The sequence below is a fragment of the Methylobacterium sp. 17Sr1-1 genome (genome assembly GCF_003173775.1).
Taxonomy (GTDB): domain Bacteria; phylum Pseudomonadota; class Alphaproteobacteria; order Rhizobiales; family Beijerinckiaceae; genus Methylobacterium.
The window spans coordinates 6,442,768-6,458,756 of sequence record NZ_CP029552.1; the positions used below are offsets into that span (position 1 = coordinate 6,442,768).

15 protein-coding genes and 2 pseudogenes are annotated in these 15,989 nt (G+C 71.6%); 10 read left to right on the forward strand and 7 right to left on the reverse strand.

Features of this window, described 5'->3' with window-relative positions; genetic code table 11:
• Positions 1-10 precede the first annotated feature (10 nt).
• Entirely contained in the window at positions 11-1,603 is a 1,593-nt protein-coding gene (locus DK412_RS29435) for a rhodanese-like domain-containing protein (protein ID WP_109974894.1), read from the forward strand.
• Positions 1,604-1,616: 13 nt separating this feature from the next.
• Here DK412_RS29435 and DK412_RS29440 read toward each other — a convergent pair whose 3' ends face one another.
• A complete protein-coding gene (locus DK412_RS29440; RefSeq protein ID WP_109974895.1) occupies positions 1,617-2,033 on the reverse strand; it encodes an OsmC family protein in 417 nt (138 codons plus the stop codon).
• A 118-nt stretch (positions 2,034-2,151) separates the two neighbouring features.
• Between DK412_RS29440 and DK412_RS29445 the strand changes: the two genes are divergently transcribed.
• On the forward strand, positions 2,152-3,738 hold the full coding sequence (locus DK412_RS29445) for an ABC transporter substrate-binding protein (RefSeq protein WP_109974896.1): 1,587 nt from the start codon (positions 2,152-2,154) through the stop codon (positions 3,736-3,738).
• Here the strand turns inward: DK412_RS29445 and DK412_RS29450 are convergent.
• The 5 genes and pseudogenes from DK412_RS29450 to DK412_RS31260 all read right to left on the reverse strand — a co-directional run.
• Complete coding sequence (locus DK412_RS29450) at positions 3,716-4,735, reverse strand: oligopeptide/dipeptide ABC transporter ATP-binding protein (protein WP_109974897.1); 1,020 nt, start codon at positions 4,733-4,735, stop codon at positions 3,716-3,718. The two genes, DK412_RS29445 and DK412_RS29450, sit on opposite strands and share 23 nt — an antisense overlap.
• Positions 4,732-5,706, reverse strand: coding sequence for an ABC transporter ATP-binding protein (locus DK412_RS31250; RefSeq protein ID WP_109974898.1), 975 nt, complete (start codon positions 5,704-5,706; stop codon positions 4,732-4,734). The genes DK412_RS29450 and DK412_RS31250 overlap by 4 nt, the downstream gene beginning before the upstream one ends.
• Entirely contained in the window at positions 5,703-6,593 is an 891-nt protein-coding gene (locus DK412_RS31255) for an ABC transporter permease (protein ID WP_109974899.1), read from the reverse strand. The genes DK412_RS31250 and DK412_RS31255 overlap by 4 nt, the downstream gene beginning before the upstream one ends.
• Before the next feature lie 23 nt (positions 6,594-6,616).
• Complete coding sequence (locus DK412_RS29465; protein ID WP_109974900.1) at positions 6,617-7,594, reverse strand: ABC transporter permease; 978 nt, start codon at positions 7,592-7,594, stop codon at positions 6,617-6,619.
• A 176-nt stretch (positions 7,595-7,770) separates the two neighbouring features.
• Positions 7,771-7,938 (reverse strand): annotated as a pseudogene (locus tag DK412_RS31260) (monooxygenase); the annotation flags it as partial.
• On the opposite strand from DK412_RS31260, the gene DK412_RS30475 reads away from it, so the two are divergent.
• Together DK412_RS30475 and DK412_RS29480 are read left to right on the forward strand one after the other, a co-directional pair.
• Positions 7,871-8,272: a hypothetical protein gene (locus DK412_RS30475; RefSeq protein WP_162596057.1), complete on the forward strand. Its 402-nt coding sequence runs from the start codon at positions 7,871-7,873 to the stop codon at positions 8,270-8,272. The pseudogene DK412_RS31260 and the gene DK412_RS30475 sit on opposite strands and share 68 nt — an antisense overlap.
• A gap of 97 nt (positions 8,273-8,369) precedes the next feature.
• On the forward strand, positions 8,370-8,822 hold the full coding sequence (locus DK412_RS29480) for an Rrf2 family transcriptional regulator (RefSeq protein WP_109974901.1): 453 nt from the start codon (positions 8,370-8,372) through the stop codon (positions 8,820-8,822).
• Here the strand turns inward: DK412_RS29480 and DK412_RS29485 are convergent.
• Positions 8,806-9,663, reverse strand: coding sequence for a hypothetical protein (locus tag DK412_RS29485; protein WP_109974902.1), 858 nt, complete (start codon positions 9,661-9,663; stop codon positions 8,806-8,808). The two genes, DK412_RS29480 and DK412_RS29485, sit on opposite strands and share 17 nt — an antisense overlap.
• Before the next feature lie 636 nt (positions 9,664-10,299).
• On the opposite strand from DK412_RS29485, the pseudogene DK412_RS31600 reads away from it, so the two are divergent.
• The 6 genes and pseudogenes from DK412_RS31600 to DK412_RS29515 form a co-directional block, all read left to right on the forward strand.
• A pseudogene (locus DK412_RS31600) lies at positions 10,300-10,392 on the forward strand (ABC transporter substrate-binding protein); the annotation flags it as partial.
• A gap of 421 nt (positions 10,393-10,813) precedes the next feature.
• A complete protein-coding gene (locus tag DK412_RS29495; protein ID WP_245447349.1) occupies positions 10,814-11,800 on the forward strand; it encodes a sulfurtransferase in 987 nt (328 codons plus the stop codon).
• Positions 11,797-13,002: a YeeE/YedE family protein gene (locus DK412_RS29500; protein WP_109974903.1), complete on the forward strand. Its 1,206-nt coding sequence runs from the start codon at positions 11,797-11,799 to the stop codon at positions 13,000-13,002. The genes DK412_RS29495 and DK412_RS29500 overlap by 4 nt, the downstream gene beginning before the upstream one ends.
• A gap of 183 nt (positions 13,003-13,185) precedes the next feature.
• Positions 13,186-14,220: an ABC transporter substrate-binding protein gene (locus DK412_RS29505; protein WP_109975565.1), complete on the forward strand. Its 1,035-nt coding sequence runs from the start codon at positions 13,186-13,188 to the stop codon at positions 14,218-14,220.
• A 74-nt stretch (positions 14,221-14,294) separates the two neighbouring features.
• Entirely contained in the window at positions 14,295-15,098 is an 804-nt protein-coding gene (locus tag DK412_RS29510) for an ABC transporter ATP-binding protein (RefSeq protein ID WP_210207991.1), read from the forward strand.
• A complete protein-coding gene (locus DK412_RS29515; RefSeq protein WP_109974904.1) occupies positions 15,098-15,970 on the forward strand; it encodes an ABC transporter permease in 873 nt (290 codons plus the stop codon). The genes DK412_RS29510 and DK412_RS29515 overlap by 1 nt, the downstream gene beginning before the upstream one ends.
• The last annotated feature ends 19 nt before the right edge of the window (positions 15,971-15,989 follow it).

Genomic DNA, 15,989 nt, shown 5'->3' on the forward strand with positions numbered 1-15,989 from the left:
AGGGATCCCGATGACCAGGACCATCACCGCGCAAGAGTTGCGCGCCCACTGGGCCGAGGGCCGGGAGATCGCCCTCCTCGACGTGCGCGAGGAGGGCCCGTTCGCCGAGGCGCATCCGCTCTTCGCCCTCAGCGTGCCGGTCAGCGAGATCGAGACGAGCCTGCCGGCCCTGGTGCCGCGCCTCTCGGCCCCGGTGGTGGTCTACGATTCCGGCGAGGGCTACGCCGCGCGGGCGGCCGGGCGCATCACGGCCCTGGGCTACCGCGACGTCGCGATCCTGGAGGGCGGGCTCGAATCTTACGCCCGCGTCGGCGAGGTCTATCGCGATGTCAACGTGCCCTCGAAGGCCTTCGGCGAGCTGGTCGAGGCGATCCGGCACACGCCGTCCCTGCCGGCTGCCGAGGTCCGGCGCATCCTCGACGAGGAGGCGGACGTGGTGGTGGTCGATGCCCGCCGCTTCGAGGAATTCTCGACCATGAGCATTCCGGGCGGGCGCAGCCTGCCCGGCGGCGAACTCGTCCTCCGCATCCGCGAGGCCGCGCCCTCCCCCGACACCCTGGTGGTCGTCAACTGCGCCGGGCGCACCCGCAGCATCATCGGCACCCAGAGCCTGGTGAATGCCGGCCTGCCGAACCGCGTCGTGGCGTTGCGCAACGGCACGATCGGCTGGACGCTGGAAGGTCTCTCGCTCGCGACGCGCCGCACCGAGCAGGTGGCACAGCCGTCCGACGCCACGCGCGCCTGGGCCCGCGAGCGCGCGGGGAGTTGGGCCATCCATGTCGGCGTGCCGGTGATCGGGGCGGAGGACCTCGCGCGGTTCCGCGCCGAGGCCGAGAGCCGCACGCTCTACACCCTCGACGTGCGCGATCCCGCCGAGCACGCCCTCGGCCACCCGGCGGGCTTCGCCTCGGCGCCGGGCGGGCAGCTCGTCCAGGCGACCGACGAGTGGCTCGGCGTACGCGGCGCCCGCGTCGTGCTCTACGACGACGACGGCGTGCGCGCCCGGATGGCGGCGTCCTGGCTCGTCCAGATGGGGTGGGACGCCAGCGTCCTGGCGGAGGGCGTGGCGCTCCCCGACGCCTTTCCGGCACCGGAATCGCCCCGGGTGCTCCTTCCGACCGAGCCGTCGCTGACGCCCGGCGATCTCGCAGGCCTGACCGACGCGACCATCGTCGATCTCGCCCGCAGCCCGGCCTATCGCCGGGGCCATGTCCCGGGCGCCTGGCACGCCTCCGGGCCGGCGCTGGCACGCGATCTCGCCGCCCTGCCGGGCGACGGCCCGATCGTCCTGACCTCGCCGGACGGGAGGGTGGCCGCGGCGAATCTCGCCGAGGCGCAGGAGGCGACGACGCGCCCGGTGTGGCTCCTCGCGGGCGGAACACGGGCATGGACGGAAGCCGGCCGGCCGCTCGAAACGGACGGGCGTTTCGTGTCGGAGCCGATCGACGTCTACAAGCGTCCCTACGAGGGCACCGACAACGCCCGGGCCGCCATGCAGGGCTACATCGACTGGGAATTGCAGCTCGTGGCCCAGCTCGCCAATGACGGAATCGCGCGGTTCCGTGTCGTCCGCTCCCCCGGAGACGAGGTCAGGCCGGCATAGAGGCCGGCTCGCCTCAGGCGACGGCCTCGACCTTGACCGTGATCGGTCCGCCGCGCCGGATGGTGTTGTAGACCGGGCAGTGGTCGCGAAAGTGCGTCGTCAGCCGCTCGGCGGTCGGCTGATCGACGCCCTCGACCGCGAGCGTGACCAGGATGCTGCTGAAACGGCTCTCGTCGGCCTCGTCCCGAACCGCCGTGACCTCGGCCGAGGCGGCCCGGACGACGATGCCGAAGTCACGCGCGTCGCTCTCGACGCTGGCGAGCGCGCAGGAGGCCAGCGCCGAGACCAGGAACTCGATCGGGTTCGGCGCCACCGACGGCACTCGCCGGATCATCGCCGAGTCGGACAGGAACACCTTGCCCGTCCCTTCGAGCACGTAGCGGCCCGCCTCCCCGGTGGTGCGGGCGGTGATGGCCTGAATCTCGCTCATGGTCGCTCGTCCCCTGGTCGCTCGTCCTGTCCCCGGCCCGGGGGCCTGCGAGGCTCGGCCGTTGAAATAACAGACAGCCTCCGTAGACTACCACGCCAACCATGGAAGCCCGCCCCGCATGCGTCCTCTGTACTCCCTCGGCCTCGCCGCGCTGGTCACGCTCGGCGCCAGCGGCGCCTTCGCGCAGACGCTCACGATCGGCGTCCGGGCCGGGCCGGAATCGATCGACCCGCACTACACCTCGACCGGTACCCATGCCGAGACGCTCAAGCACGTCTTCGACACCCTGGTCTGGGCAGGCGACAACCTGGAGCTCCAGCCGCGCCTGGCCGAGAGCTGGCGGCTCGTCGACGACACCACCTGGGAGTTCAAGCTGCGGCCCGGCGTCAAGTTTCACGACGGGTCGGACCTGACCGCCGAGGACGTGAAGTTCTCGATCGAGCGCTCGCGCAGGATCAGCGGACCGAACCCGACCTCGGTCTACGTCCGACGCGTCAAGGAGGTGACGATCGTCGATCCCCTCACGGTGCGCGTCGCCACCAACGGCCCGGCCCCGACCCTGCCGAACGACTTCGTGCGCGTCTTCGTCGTGTCCGAGAAGGCGGCGAAGGATTTTTCGACCCAGGAGACCGCCAATCCGGGCTTCAACTCCGGCAAGGCGGCGATCGGGACCGGCCCCTACCGGTTCGTGTCCTGGGTGCCGAAGGACCAGCTCGTGCTCGAGCGGTTCGACGGCTTCTGGGGCGGGCGCGAGCCGTGGCAGCGGGTGGTCCGCAAGGAATTGAGCAACGATGCCGCCCGGGTGGCGCAGCTCAAGGCCGGGCAGGTCGACGTGATCGCCCGCACCCCGTCCTCCGACGTCGCGACGCTCTCGCGCGACCCGAAGCTCGCGATCGTCTCGACCGGCACGATCTACGTCTTCAACCTCGAATTCGACTTCCGGGAGAAGCCGCCCCAGGTCACCGCCAAGGACGGATCGCCGCTGGCGAAGAACCCGTTCCTCGATCCCCGGGTGCGCGAGGCCTTCGACCTCGCGATCGACCGCGAGGCCCTGGCCGAGTTCGCCACCGAGGGGCAGGCCAAGCCCGCCTCCCAGCTCGTGACGCCGAACATCTTCGGCTACAACCCGGGCATCGCGGCCACCAAGCCGGATGTGAAGCGGGCCAAGCAGCTCCTGGCCGAGGCCGGCTACCCGGACGGGTTCAAGGTGACGCTCAGCTTCACCAGCGACCGCCTGCCGGGCGACCGCGAGGTCGGCACGACCCTCGCCCAGATGCTGGCGCAGATCGGCATCGCGGTCGCGGCGAACGCCCAGCCGACCGCCCTGTTCTTCCCCGCCCGCCAGCGCGGCGAGTACTCCCTGGCGATGTGGGGCTGGGCGACCTCGACCGGCGAGGCGCATTACACGCTCTCCTCGCTCACCCACACCTTCGACGCCGCGAAGGGCGCCGGCAACTACAACGTCGTCGGCTACAGCAACCCCGCCCTCGACGGCCTGATCGATCAGGCGGCGGTCGCCCTCGACGAGGGCAAGCGGCGCGGCCTGTTGCAGGAGGCGCTGGCGCTGACGGCCCGGGACCGTCCGCGCCTGCCCCTCGTCGTCATCGGCACCTCCTGGGCCGCCCAGAAGGCGAAGGTCACGGTGACGCCGCGGGTCGACGAGGACACGCTCGCGATGAACATCAAGCCGGCCGGGGGGCGCTAAAACCCCCCACCTCCTCGGCGCGGTGGCAGGCGACCTCCACCGCGCCGAGGGGGCGCAGGCGCGGCGGCTCGGTGCGGCAGCGCGCGACGGCGAGCGGGCAGCGGGTCCGGTAGGGGCAGCCCTCCGGACGGTCGAGGGGCGAGGGGAGGTCGCCGTGGATCGGCTCCAGGGCGGAAGCTTCGCCCTCCTCCGTCACCAGCCGGGGCACGCTGGCGAGCAGCGCCCGCGTGTAGGGATGGCGCGCGGCCGTCGCGATCTCCGCCGCCGGGCCGATCTCGACGATCCGGCCGAGATACATGATGGCGATCCGGTCGCAGAGGTGGCGCACCACGCCGAGGTCGTGGCTGATGAACACCATCGTCAGCCCGAACTCGCGCCGCAGGCTCAGGAACAGGTTGACGATCTGGGCCTGGATCGAGACGTCGAGGGAGGCGACCGGCTCGTCGCAGACCAGGAGGTCGGGCCGCATCGCGAGGGCCCGGGCGATCGCGATGCGCTGGCGCTGGCCGCCCGAGAACTGGTGCGGGAAGCGGTCGGCCGCGGCCGGATCGAGGCCGACCCGGGTCAGCCAGCCGGCGATGGTGGCGCGGGCCTCGCCGGGCCGCGTCAGCCCGTGGGCGAGCGGACCCTCGGCCAGGGTCTCGCCCACCCGCATGCGCGGGTCGAGGGAGGCGTAGGGGTCCTGGAACACCATCTGCACCCGCGTGGTGCGCTTGCGCCCGGCCACCCGCACCGGCTCGCCGTCGAGCAGGACCGCGCCGCGGGTCGGCGTCGCGATCCCGGCCGCGATGCGGCCGAGGGTGGACTTGCCGCAGCCCGATTCGCCGACGAGGCCGAGGGTCTCACCGCGGGCGACCGCGAGGTCCACCGCCTCGACGGCGTGGACGGCGCGATCCGGGGCGGGCCGACCGAGCAGCGCCCCCAGCCGGGCGAGGAGCGGCACTGGGACGGGGAAGCGTTGCGTGACGCCTTCGAGAGCGAGGAGCGGCGGGGTCATGCCGCCTCCAGCGGGTGGTGACAGCGGAAGCCGTGCCCGTCCGATTCGCGCCGCTCCGGATCGAGGGTCCGGCACAGCGCGGTCGCGCGGGCGCAGCGGGGATGGAAGGCGCAGCCCTCGGGGCGTGCGATGAGCGAGGGCGTCGTCCCGGGAATCGGGGCCAGCGTCTCGCCGGGCCGCGCCTGGGCCGGCAGGCTGTCGAGGAGGCCACGCGTGTAGGGATGGCGGGGGGCACGCAAGACCGTCCGCACCGGGCCGTCCTCGACGATCCGCCCGGCATACATGACCGCGACCCGCTGGGCGATGCCCGAGACGACCGCGAGGTCGTGGCTGATCCAGATCATCGCCAGACCGGTCTCGCGCACGAGGCCGGTCATCTCGCGCAGGATCTGAGCCTGGATCGAGACGTCGAGGGCGGTGGTCGGCTCGTCGGCGATGACGACGGAGGGGCGGTTGAGCAGGGCGACCGCGATGGCGACGCGCTGGCGCAGGCCGCCGGAGAGCTCGTGCGGGTAGGCGGCGAGACGGCTCTCGGGCGCGGGGATGCCGAGGCGGGTCATCAGGTCGAGGCAGCGCGCCCGCCGCTCGGGGACCCGGACCCGCCCATGGGCCGCGAGCACGAGGTCCATCTGGCGCCCCACCGTGAGCATCGGATTGAGCGTCGCCATCGGGTCCTGGAACACCATGGCGATCTCGCGCCCGCGTAACGTGCGCAGGTCGCCGGGACCCAGGCCCACCAGCTCGCGGCCGCGGTAGCGCACCGAGCCGCCGACGATCCGCCCCGGCGGGTCCACGAGGCCCAGGATCGAGAAGCCGGTGATGCTCTTGCCCGAGCCCGATTCGCCGACGAGGCCCAGCACCTCGCCGCGCCCGAGGGTGAAGGAGACGCCGTCGACCGCCCGCACCAGCCCGGCCCGGGTGGGGAAGTGCGTGCGCAGGTCGACGACTGCGAGGGCGGGCTCGTCCGTCACCGGCGCAGCCGCGGATTGAGCTGGTCGCGGACCTGGTCGCCGACGATATTGACGGCCGTGACCAGGATCACGAGGGCGAGGCCGGGGAAGACCGAGATCCAGTAGCGGCCCGACAGCATGTACTGGAACCCATTGGCGATCAGCGTGCCGAGCGACGGCTCGGTCGGCGGCAGTCCGACGCCGAGGAAGGACAGGGTCGCCTCGAGCGAGATGGCGCTCGCGACCTGCACGCTCGCCACCACGATCACCGGCGGCAGGGCATTGGGCAGGATGTGGCGCCACAGCACCCGCGCGCCCGAGAGCGGCGTCGAGAGGGCGGCCACGACGTAGTCCTTGTGCCGCTCGGCCGCCGCCGCGCCGTGGGCGGTGCGCGCCACGTAGGCGTATTGCGCCACCACCAGGGCGGCGACGAGCTGGAGCTTGCCCTGCCCGAGCAAGGCCGAGAGCACGAAGGCCAGCAGGATCGCCGGGAACGACAGCTGGAGGTCGACGAGGCGCATCATCGCTCCGCCGATCCGGCCGCCCAGCGCGGCGGCGGTGACGCCGGCGGCGGTGCCGATGGCGAGCGCCAGCCCCCCGGCGAGGAGACCCATCTCGAGGGAGATGCGCAGGCCGTAGAGCATCGCCGAGACGAGGTCGCGCCCCTGGGCGTCGGTGCCGAGCCAATGGGTGGTCCCGCCCGAGCCGACGAAGCCCGGCGGGCGCCGCGCGTCGCGCAGCGATAGGGCGGCGAGGTCGTAGGGGTCCTGCGGCGCCACGAGGGGCGCGAGGATCGCGAGGAGCACGATTCCCGCCACCACCGCGAGGGCGGCGAGCGCGACCCGGTTCTCGCGGAACTCGCCGGCGAAGCGGCGAAGCGGCGTCTCGTGGGTGGTCACTTGCGGCATCTCTTGCGGCGTCACTTGTGGCGTCACGCGGCGCTCCTCGCGCGGCGCAGCCGCGGGTCGAGGGCGGCATAGGCGAGGTCGACCAGGAGGTTGATCAGCGTGAACAGGAGCGAGATCAGCACGAGGTAGGCCACCATCACCGGCCGATCGAGGGAGGTGATCGAGTCGATGATCAGCTTGCCGAGGCCGGGCCAGGAGAAGATCGTCTCGGTCACGACCGCGAAGGCGACCGTCGAGGCGAATTCGAGCCCGAGCACCGTCACCAGCGGGATCGCGATCAGGCGAAGCACATGGTGGCGCAGCACCGCCCATTCCGACAGGCCGGCCGCGCGGGCGAACTTCACCGTGTCGCCGAGCATGATCTCCAGCGTCCCGGCCCGGGCGAGGCGAATCATCAGCGCGAGCTTGAACAGGGCGAGGTTGAGCGCCGGCAGTACCAGGTGGGCGAGGCCGTCCGGCGTGAGAATGCTCCATTCGGTGCCGAGCACCCGCACGGTCTCGCCGCGCCCGCCCGCCGGCAGCCAGCCGAGCCAGACCGCGAAGACCAGGATCAGGATCAGGCCGATCCAGAAGGTCGGCACCGAGACGCCGACCACCGAGGCCGCCATCACGGCCCGCGCCGCGGGGCTGCCGGGCCGGTACCCGGCATACATGCCGAGCGGCACGCCGACCGTCACGGCGATCAGGATCGCCGACAGCGTCAGTTCCAGCGTCGCCGGAAGCCGGACCAGGATGAGGTCGAGGACCGGGACGCCGTAGACGAAGGAGCGCCCGAAGTCGCCGTGGAGGAGGCGGTCGAGGAAGCCGAGATATTGCCGCCAGAGCGGCAGATCGAGGCCGTAGCGGGCGATCACCTCGGCCCGCACCGCCTGGCTGGCATCCGGTCCGATCAGGACGTCGATCGGGTTGCCGATCGCGTAGACGCCGGCGAAGACCAGCATCGACATCGCCAGCATGACGGTGGCGGCCTGGATGAGGCGCCGGAACAGGAGCTCGGCCATGGCCTTCGCTTGAGCGGGACGGGGATCCGGGCCGCGTGCGGCACCCGGAGCGTTGACCGGACCGCACGGCCCGGCAAGCGGGAAGCCCGGCCATCATCGCCAGCCGTCGCGCGCCCGCAAGCGCAACGCGGATTTTTTCGCCGCACTGGTGCGCGGCGACATCAGGGACAAGCGGCTCACGCCTCGCCGACGCGATACTGCCGCGGCGGGGCCGCGCCGTTGACCGCGAAGTCGCCGACGGTGCGGTCGCGGTAGATGCGGGGGTTATGCGTCGCGATGGTGCGGGCGTTGCGCCATGTCCGGTCGAGGGCGAGACCGCGCCGGGTCGACGACGCGCCGGATGCTGACGCCGTCGGCGAGGACGATGAGATCGAACTTCGCCGCCTCCGCGACCTGCGCCAGACGCCGGTGATGAGCGTGGTCGATACCGCGGCATCGGCCTTGGCGGCGGGAGAGCGCCAGGCCGACGTGGTGGCCGCCTGGATGCAGGAACGCGCCCAGATGCGGGGTGCCGTCGCGACCCGCCCTGCCGTCAGCCTCGCGCGGAGGAGGCGGATCGCACCCGCCGGTCGCACCGGTCTCACGGTCTGTGTCCACTTAAACAATCATTTTTATGTATTATATCGAAAGTCGGAGGCCACTGCCACCTTCCGGCCTGCCGCACCGGCATCGAGGTGAAAGGAAGTCTGCTGCGCCAATCGACAACTCCCCGTCCCTCCGGCACCGCTTGCCGGCCCGCCTTCCTCCGCAGACCCCCGCCACACGCAGGACGACGATGCTGACCAACAAGGGCAAGTACGGGCTCAAGGCGATGGTCCACCTCGCAGGCCTGCCCCCGGGCGCCCGCATCGGCGTCGCCGAGATCGCCGAGGCGCACCGCATCCCCAAAAAATTCCTCGACGCGATCCTGGGCGACCTGCGCAATGCCGGCTTCGTGCACAGCAAGAAGGGGCCCGGCGGCGGCTACGCCCTGGCGCGCCCGGCCGACGAGATCCGCATCGGCCACGTCGTGCGCGCCCTCGACGGCCCGCTCGCGCCGCTTCCCTGCGCCAGCCGCACCGCCTACCGCCCGTGCGAGGATTGCGCCGACGAGGCGGCCTGCCCGGTGCGCCTCGCCATGCTGGCGGTGCGCAACAGCATCGCGGGCATCCTCGACACCCTGACGCTCGAGCAGATGCGGGCGATGCCGCAGGCGGAGGCCGAGGCCAGCCTCACCTACCACATCTGAGCGCCGCGTCCTCGCACCCAGGGCCTCGTGCCTCCGCCGACGCGACGGCCCCCTCCCCGACGCGCCCGGCATGGGCGACGCGCCCGGCCAGCCAGGCGCAGGCGGCGTCGAGGTCGAGGAGGCGGGGTGCCGCGTAGGGCATCAGGTCCGCCGGATGACCGGCGAAGAGCCGGTCGGCCGCCCCCGGCGCGACGGAGAGGCCGCTGGCGCGCGGCAGCAGCAGCCCACGCCCGACGAGGTCGCGCAGGAGGGCGCCCGGCCGTGGCGCGTCGCGGCGCGTCGCCGGGCCGTCCGTCCCGCCGCCGAGGATCCGGTCCCACACCCGTCGGCCGTGGCGCAGGAGGCGCTCGCGCGCTTCGTCGGGCAGATCGTGCCAGAGGGCGGGGGCGCTCAAGCGCAGGCCCGCCACCGCGACGTCGCGGCTGACCCCGCGGCCTTCCGCCTCCCGCACCAGCGCCCGTAAGGACCGCACCAGGGCGGCGGCGCCGGTCCCGAGGGGCAGGTCGGCCGGGTCGAGACGCAGCGCGCGGATGGCGGCGTTCCTCTCCCGCGGCGGAACGCCTGAGGCCGGCGGTTGCAGGGCGAAGGCCAGCACCGCGGCGCGCCCGAGATAGGTGGTCCCGTCGGCCGTCCGCGCCGCCACGCCCTGCGGCGTGGACGCCACGGACAGGCAGGTCGTCTCGGCGACGTGGAGACGCCCCGCATGCTGCCGCAGCGCTTCGACGAGGTGCAGGGGGGCCAGAGGCAGCGGGCCGGTCTCCTCGGCCAGCAGGGGCGCGAACTCAGCCCGGCGCAGGCGGCGACAGCGGGAGCCCTGCGCCTCGATCAGGGTGACCTGCACCCGCGCCTCGCGGCGCAGCAGGTGAGAGGCGACGCTAAGCCGCTCGCGCTCGCCCCGATCACCAGGACATGGCGGCCGCGGGCGGCCGGTGCGGGCCCGGGATCCGGACGAGGGGTTCCTGCGTGCTGCGTGTCCGGCATCGATCGCTCCCGCGCGGTTGGGCAGGCTCTCACCGTTGTCAGTCTCTGCGCGCCAGGCCGGCCGGTCAACGAGAATGTTCTCTTTATAGAACAACTCAGGAAAAAATTCCCTTCTTTCCGAGGCGATCTACGCAGGAAATATTCGCCGATATTGCCCTAATTGAGATTTTCCACCCAGTGGGGCGATTATGTGCCAATCGATCCGGCTGTGGATCGCCGGGACGTGTTCGCTTGAAAGAACAAACTGCAAATCCCACTCATCCCGGAGCGCCGCCCTGTCCGTGGTCCCGTCCGGCTCCCCGTCCCTCGCGGCCCCGGCCGAGACGCCGATCCACGGCGGCACGCCGAACCGGGTGTTCTTCCCCGAGCCACAGGCGATCATCGCCATCAACACACCCTCGAGAGCCGGCCAGATCATCGGCAGCAAGATCGACGGGGGCCTGCCGCGCTACGCCATCGACATGACCCCGTCACCGAACCTCGCGACGGGCGGGCGATCAGCCCCGACGGTCTGCGCTACCGCTTCGGCTTGCGGCGCGGGGTGACCTGGCACGACGGCACGCCGTTCACCGCCGCCGACGTGGCCTTCCAGCGCCGCATCCGGGCCGACCTGCCGCCGGTCGACCTGATCGCGCCCTGCGGCATCATCGTGGCGCACCGCAAGGTGAAGAGCGAGCGTGCTCCTCAACGTCTTCATCGGCAGCGCGCCGGGCGCGCTGCTTGCCGTCCGCGACGACACCGTGACACCCCGGATGTCCGGGCCGGGCCCACCCGAGCGGCCGCACGGGCGAAACGTCAAGATAATCCTCACCGATTTCGATGATGACGAAGCAAGGATCATCTCTCTCAAGGCAAAAATTAAAAATACTACCCCTGTTGATTCCTCGGGAAAATTGAGGGAACCATCGGGATATTCAATGCCTCCGAGAATAGCAATCGCTTCGGGCAAGATCAAAATCGGCAAGCAAGGCCAGATGCGGGATCCCGGCGGGCCGGAGGATCCCTGGGGGATGACCACGATGCGCAAGATCCTGTTTCGACCGATCCTGGCCGGCGCCGCCCTGGCGGCCCTGCTGCTACCCGCGGTGCCGGCGTCGGCGAATGCCGGCGCGACCTCCGCCACGGTGCCGCTTCGCGACGCCGAGAAGAGCCCCTTGGTCTCGACCGGGTGGCTGGAGAAGAACCTCGACTCCCCGAAGCTGCGCATCGTCGAGGTCAGCGTCGATCCCGGCGTCTACGAGCGCGGCCACATCCCGGGCGCCCACAACGCCGCCTGGCACACCGACCTCGTCGAGACGGTGAGCCGCGACATCGCCGGGCCGGAAAAGTTCGCGGCACTCGCCCGCCGCCTCGGCGTCGACCGCGACACCACCGTGGTGCTCTACGGCGACAACAACAACTGGTTCGCCGCCTGGGGCGCCTGGGTCTTCGCGCAGTACGGCCTCGTCGACACCGTCAAGCTGCTCGACGGCGGGCGCAAGAAGTGGGAGGCCGAGAAGCGCCCGCTCGACACCCGTACGCCGGAGGTCGCGGCGTCCACCTTCGCCGTCGCCCCGGCCTCTACCTCCTTGCGGGCCCGCTTCACCGACGTGCTGGCGGTGGCGCGCAAGGAGCGGGATGACAAAATCCTCGACATCCGCTCGCCCGATGAGTTCGCCGGCAAGATCATCGCCCCGGCGGGCGTGCCGGAACTGGCGGTGCGGGCCGGCCACATCCCGGGCTCGGTCAACGTGCCCTGGGCCAAGGCCGTGAACCCGGACGGCACCCTCAGGTCCGTCGAGGAGCTGAAGGCGCTCTACGCCGAGGCCGGCATCGACGGGACGAAGCCGGTCATCACCTCCTGCCGGATCGGCGAGCGGTCGAGCCATTCCTGGTTCGTGCTGAGCCGGGTGCTCGGCTACCCGGCCCGCAACTATGACGGCTCGTGGACCGAGTACGGCAACGCCGTCGGCGTGCCGGTCGTCAACCTCGCCGGCACGGTCTGGGGCGGCAAATGACGGCGAGCGCGGCGGTCCCCGCGGCTGCCCCCGCCGGCGCGGCTTTCCGCGCCGGCCTAGCCCTGAGCCTCGCCGCGCTGCTGGCGGGGAGCGCCTGGCACCTCTCGGGCGAGGCCGGCGGCAGCCGCCTCGCCCTCTCGCTGGTCTTCGGGGCCCTGTTCGGATTCGTGCTCCAGCGCTCGCGCTTCTGCTTCCTGTGCGTCTGGCGGGACTTCCTCGACCGGGGCGACCCGCGCGGGGTCCTGGGCATCCTTGCCGCCCTGGCCACCGGGATAGCCGGCTACGCCGTGGTGTTCGGCGCCTGGCTGCCGGACCCGTCCGGCACGCGGCTGCCGCCCGGCGCCCATATCGGGCCGGTCGGGCCGGCCCTGGCGCTCGCCGGCCTCGCCTTCGGGGCCGGCATGGCGGTCTCGGGTTCGTGCCTGAGCGCCCACCTGTACCGGCTTGGCGAGGGCTCGGCCACGGCGCCGTTCGCGCTCCTGGGCTCCGCCCTCGGCTTCGTCCTGGGATTCCTGACCTGGAACCCGCTCTACCTCGCGGGGATCGCCGAGGCGCCGGTGGTCTGGCTGCCGCGCTATCTCGGCTATGGCGGCAGCCTCGTCGCGGGGCTCGCGGTGCTGGGGGGCGGCGCCCTGTGGCTGCTGCGGCGCTGGCCGCCCCCTCCCCCACCGTCGGCCGCCGTCACCGATCCGCTCCACGCCGTGTTCGTGGCGCGCTGGCCGACCTGGCTCGGCGGCCTCGCCGTCGGGGCGATCGCGACGCTGAGCTACCTGCGGCTGGGTCCCCTCGGGGTCACGGCGGAGATCGGCGGGCGCAGCCGGCAGGCGGCCTCCGCCCTCGGGCTGCTGCCGGAGCGGCTGGAAGGGCTCGACGGGTTCCGCGGCTGCGCCACGGCTTTGCGCGACGGGCTCCTCACCCCGAACGGCCTGTTCGTCGGCGGGCTCGTGGTGGCGTCCTTCGCGGCGGCGCTCGCGGCCGGCCAGTTCCAACCGGCCCGCCCCGGGCGGGGCCACGTGCTGCGCGGCCTGTCCGGCGGTCTCCTCCTCGGCTGGGGCGCGATGACCGGGCTCGGCTGCAGCATCGGCACGCTGCTCTCCGGCATCATGGCGGGCGCCCTATCGGGCTGGGTGTTCGGGATCGCGATGCTCGTCGGCATCACCGTCACGCTCCATTGCGGCCGCAGCCTCCGGCTTCTGGCGTGACGCGCTGCGAGCGGCGCAGGAACAAAAATAATATCCTTGCAACGCGTGCAAAGAGAACAAGTCCGATCTCTTCATCGGCAAAAACGTAAAATAAGCTTCCGGTTGACGATGTCACCGGAGAACGCCAGATAGTCCGTGCCGGATCGAGCGTATCCAGCCCCCGCCAGCGACGAGACCATGGTGATGATCAAGCAACGCGCCCGGCTCCTGCGCCGGCACGCCGCCGCCCTGCTCGGAGGCCTGGCCCTGCTGGCGGCGCTGCCGGCCGGCCGGGCTGCTGCGGCCGAGGGACAGCTGCGCATCGCCAAGCAATTCGGCGTCGTTTACCTGCTCCTCAACGTCGCCGAGGACCAGAAGCTGATCGAGAAGCACGGTCAGCAGGCCGGCCTCGACATCAAGGTCGAGTACCTGCAGCTCTCCGGCGGCTCGGCGGTCAACGACGCGCTCCTGTCGGGCAGTGTCGACATCGGCAGCGCCGGTGTCGGCCCCCTCTTCACCCTCTGGGACCGCACCCGTGGCCGCCAGAACGTCCGCGGCGTCGCCTCGCTCGGCAACTTCCCGTACTATCTCGTCAGCAACCGCCCCGAGGTGAAGTCGATCGCCGACCTCACCGACAAGGACCGCATCGCCCTGCCGGCGGTCGGCGTCTCGGTCCAGGCCCGCATCCTGCAGATGGCCTCGGCCAAGCTGTGGGGCGACAAGGACTTCGCCCGCCTCGACCGCAACAGCGTGGCGGTGCCCCACCCCGAGGCGGCGGCCGCGATCATCAAGGGCGGCACCGAGATCACGGCGCATTTCGGGAATCCGCCGTTCCAGGAACAGGAACTGGCCGAGAACCAGAACGCCCGGGTGATCCTCAGCTCCTACGACGTCCAGGGCGGGCCGGCCTCCTCGACCGTGCTCTACGCGACGGAGAAGTTCTACAAGGACAGCCCGAAGACCTACCAGGCCTTCGTCGACGCCCTGGACGAGGCCGCGCGCTTCATCACCGCGAATCCGGAGCGGGCCGCCGACATCTACCTCAAGGCCAATGGCAGCCGCATCGACCGCGCCCTGCTGCTGAAGGTCATCAAGAGCCCCGAGGTGAGCTTCAAGATCGAGCCGCAGAACACGCTCGGCCTCGGCCAGTTCATGCACCGCGTCGGCGCGATCAAGAACGAGCCGAAAGCCCTGAACGACTACTTCTTCGTCAACCCACGCGTGGCGGCGGGCAGCTGAGGGCGGATTCCATGACGCTGGTGATGGAGCCGACCGTGGCGGCGCCGCAACCGCCCGCGGCCCCGCGCGACGAGATGCTGCGCCCCGAGATCCTGCGCTCCTTGCCCGACCCGCTCCTGCGCATCGCCGGCGTGTCGCTCGAGTACCGCACGCCGGGCCGCGTGGTGCGGGCGGCCCACCGGATCGACCTCGACGTCTACGAGGCCGACCGCTTCGTGCTGCTCGGACCGTCGGGCTGCGGCAAGTCCACCCTCTTGAAGGCCGTGGCCGGCTTCATCGCCCCGGTCGAGGGCGAGATCACGCTCGGCGGCGTGCCGGTGCGCAAGCCCGGCCCCGACCGGATCGTGGTGTTTCAGGAATTCGACCAGCTGCCGCCCTGGAAGACCGTGGTCGAGAACGTCGCCTTTCCCTTGCGCACCGCCCGCGGGCTTAGGCACGCCGAGGCGCTGGAGCGGGCGCGCGCCACGATCGACAAGGTCGGGCTCACGGCCTTCGCCGCCAGCTACCCGCACCAGCTCTCCGGCGGCATGAAGCAGCGCGTGGCCATCGCCCGGGCGCTGGCCATGCAGCCGAAGGTGCTCCTGATGGACGAGCCCTTCGCGGCCCTCGACGCGCTCACCCGGCGCAAGATGCAGGAGGAACTGCTGGCGCTCTGGGACGAGGCCCGCATGACGCTGCTCTTCGTCACCCACTCGATCGAGGAGGCCCTGGTGATCGGCAACCGGGTCGCGCTGCTCTCGCCCCATCCCGGCCGGGTGCGCGGCGAGTACAATTGCCACGAGTACGACCTGTCGAGCCTCGGCAGCCAGAGCTTCCAGGCGGCGGTGCAGCGCCTGCACGACCGGCTGTTCGAGCCCGCTCCCGAAGCGGCCGCGTGATGAATCAGGTTCTTTCGCCGCCGATCCGTCCGGAATACGATCGGGTCCTGCCGCCCTTCGTCGAGGCCCCGGTCGAGCGCCGCCTGCCGCTGCCGACGCGCCTGTGGCAGCAGGGCTGGCTGCGCCGCGGCCTGATCCTCGTCGCGCTCGCTCTCCTCTGGGAAGGGCTGGCGCGCTGGCAGGACAACGACCTCTTGCTGCCAACCTTCGGCGCCACCCTGTCGGCCCTGGTCGACGGGCTCGCGACCGGCGAGATCCTGGAGCGGACGCGGATCTCGCTGACCGTGCTGGCGCAGGGCTACGGCTTAGGCGTCCTCCTCGCCTTCGGGCTGACCTCGCTGGCGGTCTCGACGCAGTTCGGCCGCGACCTGCTCTCGACGCTGACCGCGATGTTCAACCCGCTGCCGGCGATCGCCCTCCTGCCGCTGGCGCTGCTGTGGTTCGGGCTCGGCCAGGGCAGCCTGATCTTCGTGCTGGTCCACGCGGTGCTGTGGCCGCTCGCGCTCAACACCTATGCGGGCTTCCAGGCCGTGCCGGATTCGCTGCGCATGACCGGGCGCAACTACGGGCTCGAAGGGCTCGCTTACGTCGGCCAGATCCTGGTCCCGGCGGCTTTGCCGGCGATCCTGTCGGGGCTCAAGATCGGCTGGGCCTTCGCCTGGCGCACGCTGATCGCGGCGGAGCTGGTCTTCGGCGCCTCGTCGGGCCGGGGCGGCCTCGGCTGGTACATCTTCCAGAACCGCAACGAGCTCTACACCGACCGGGTCTTTGCCGGCCTGCTCCTCGTCATCGCCATCGGCCTCTTGGTCGAGACGGTGGTGTTCGCGAGCCTGGAGCGGGTGACGGTCCGACGCTGGGGCCAGGTGCGATAGTCGGAGCCCGATTAGTACA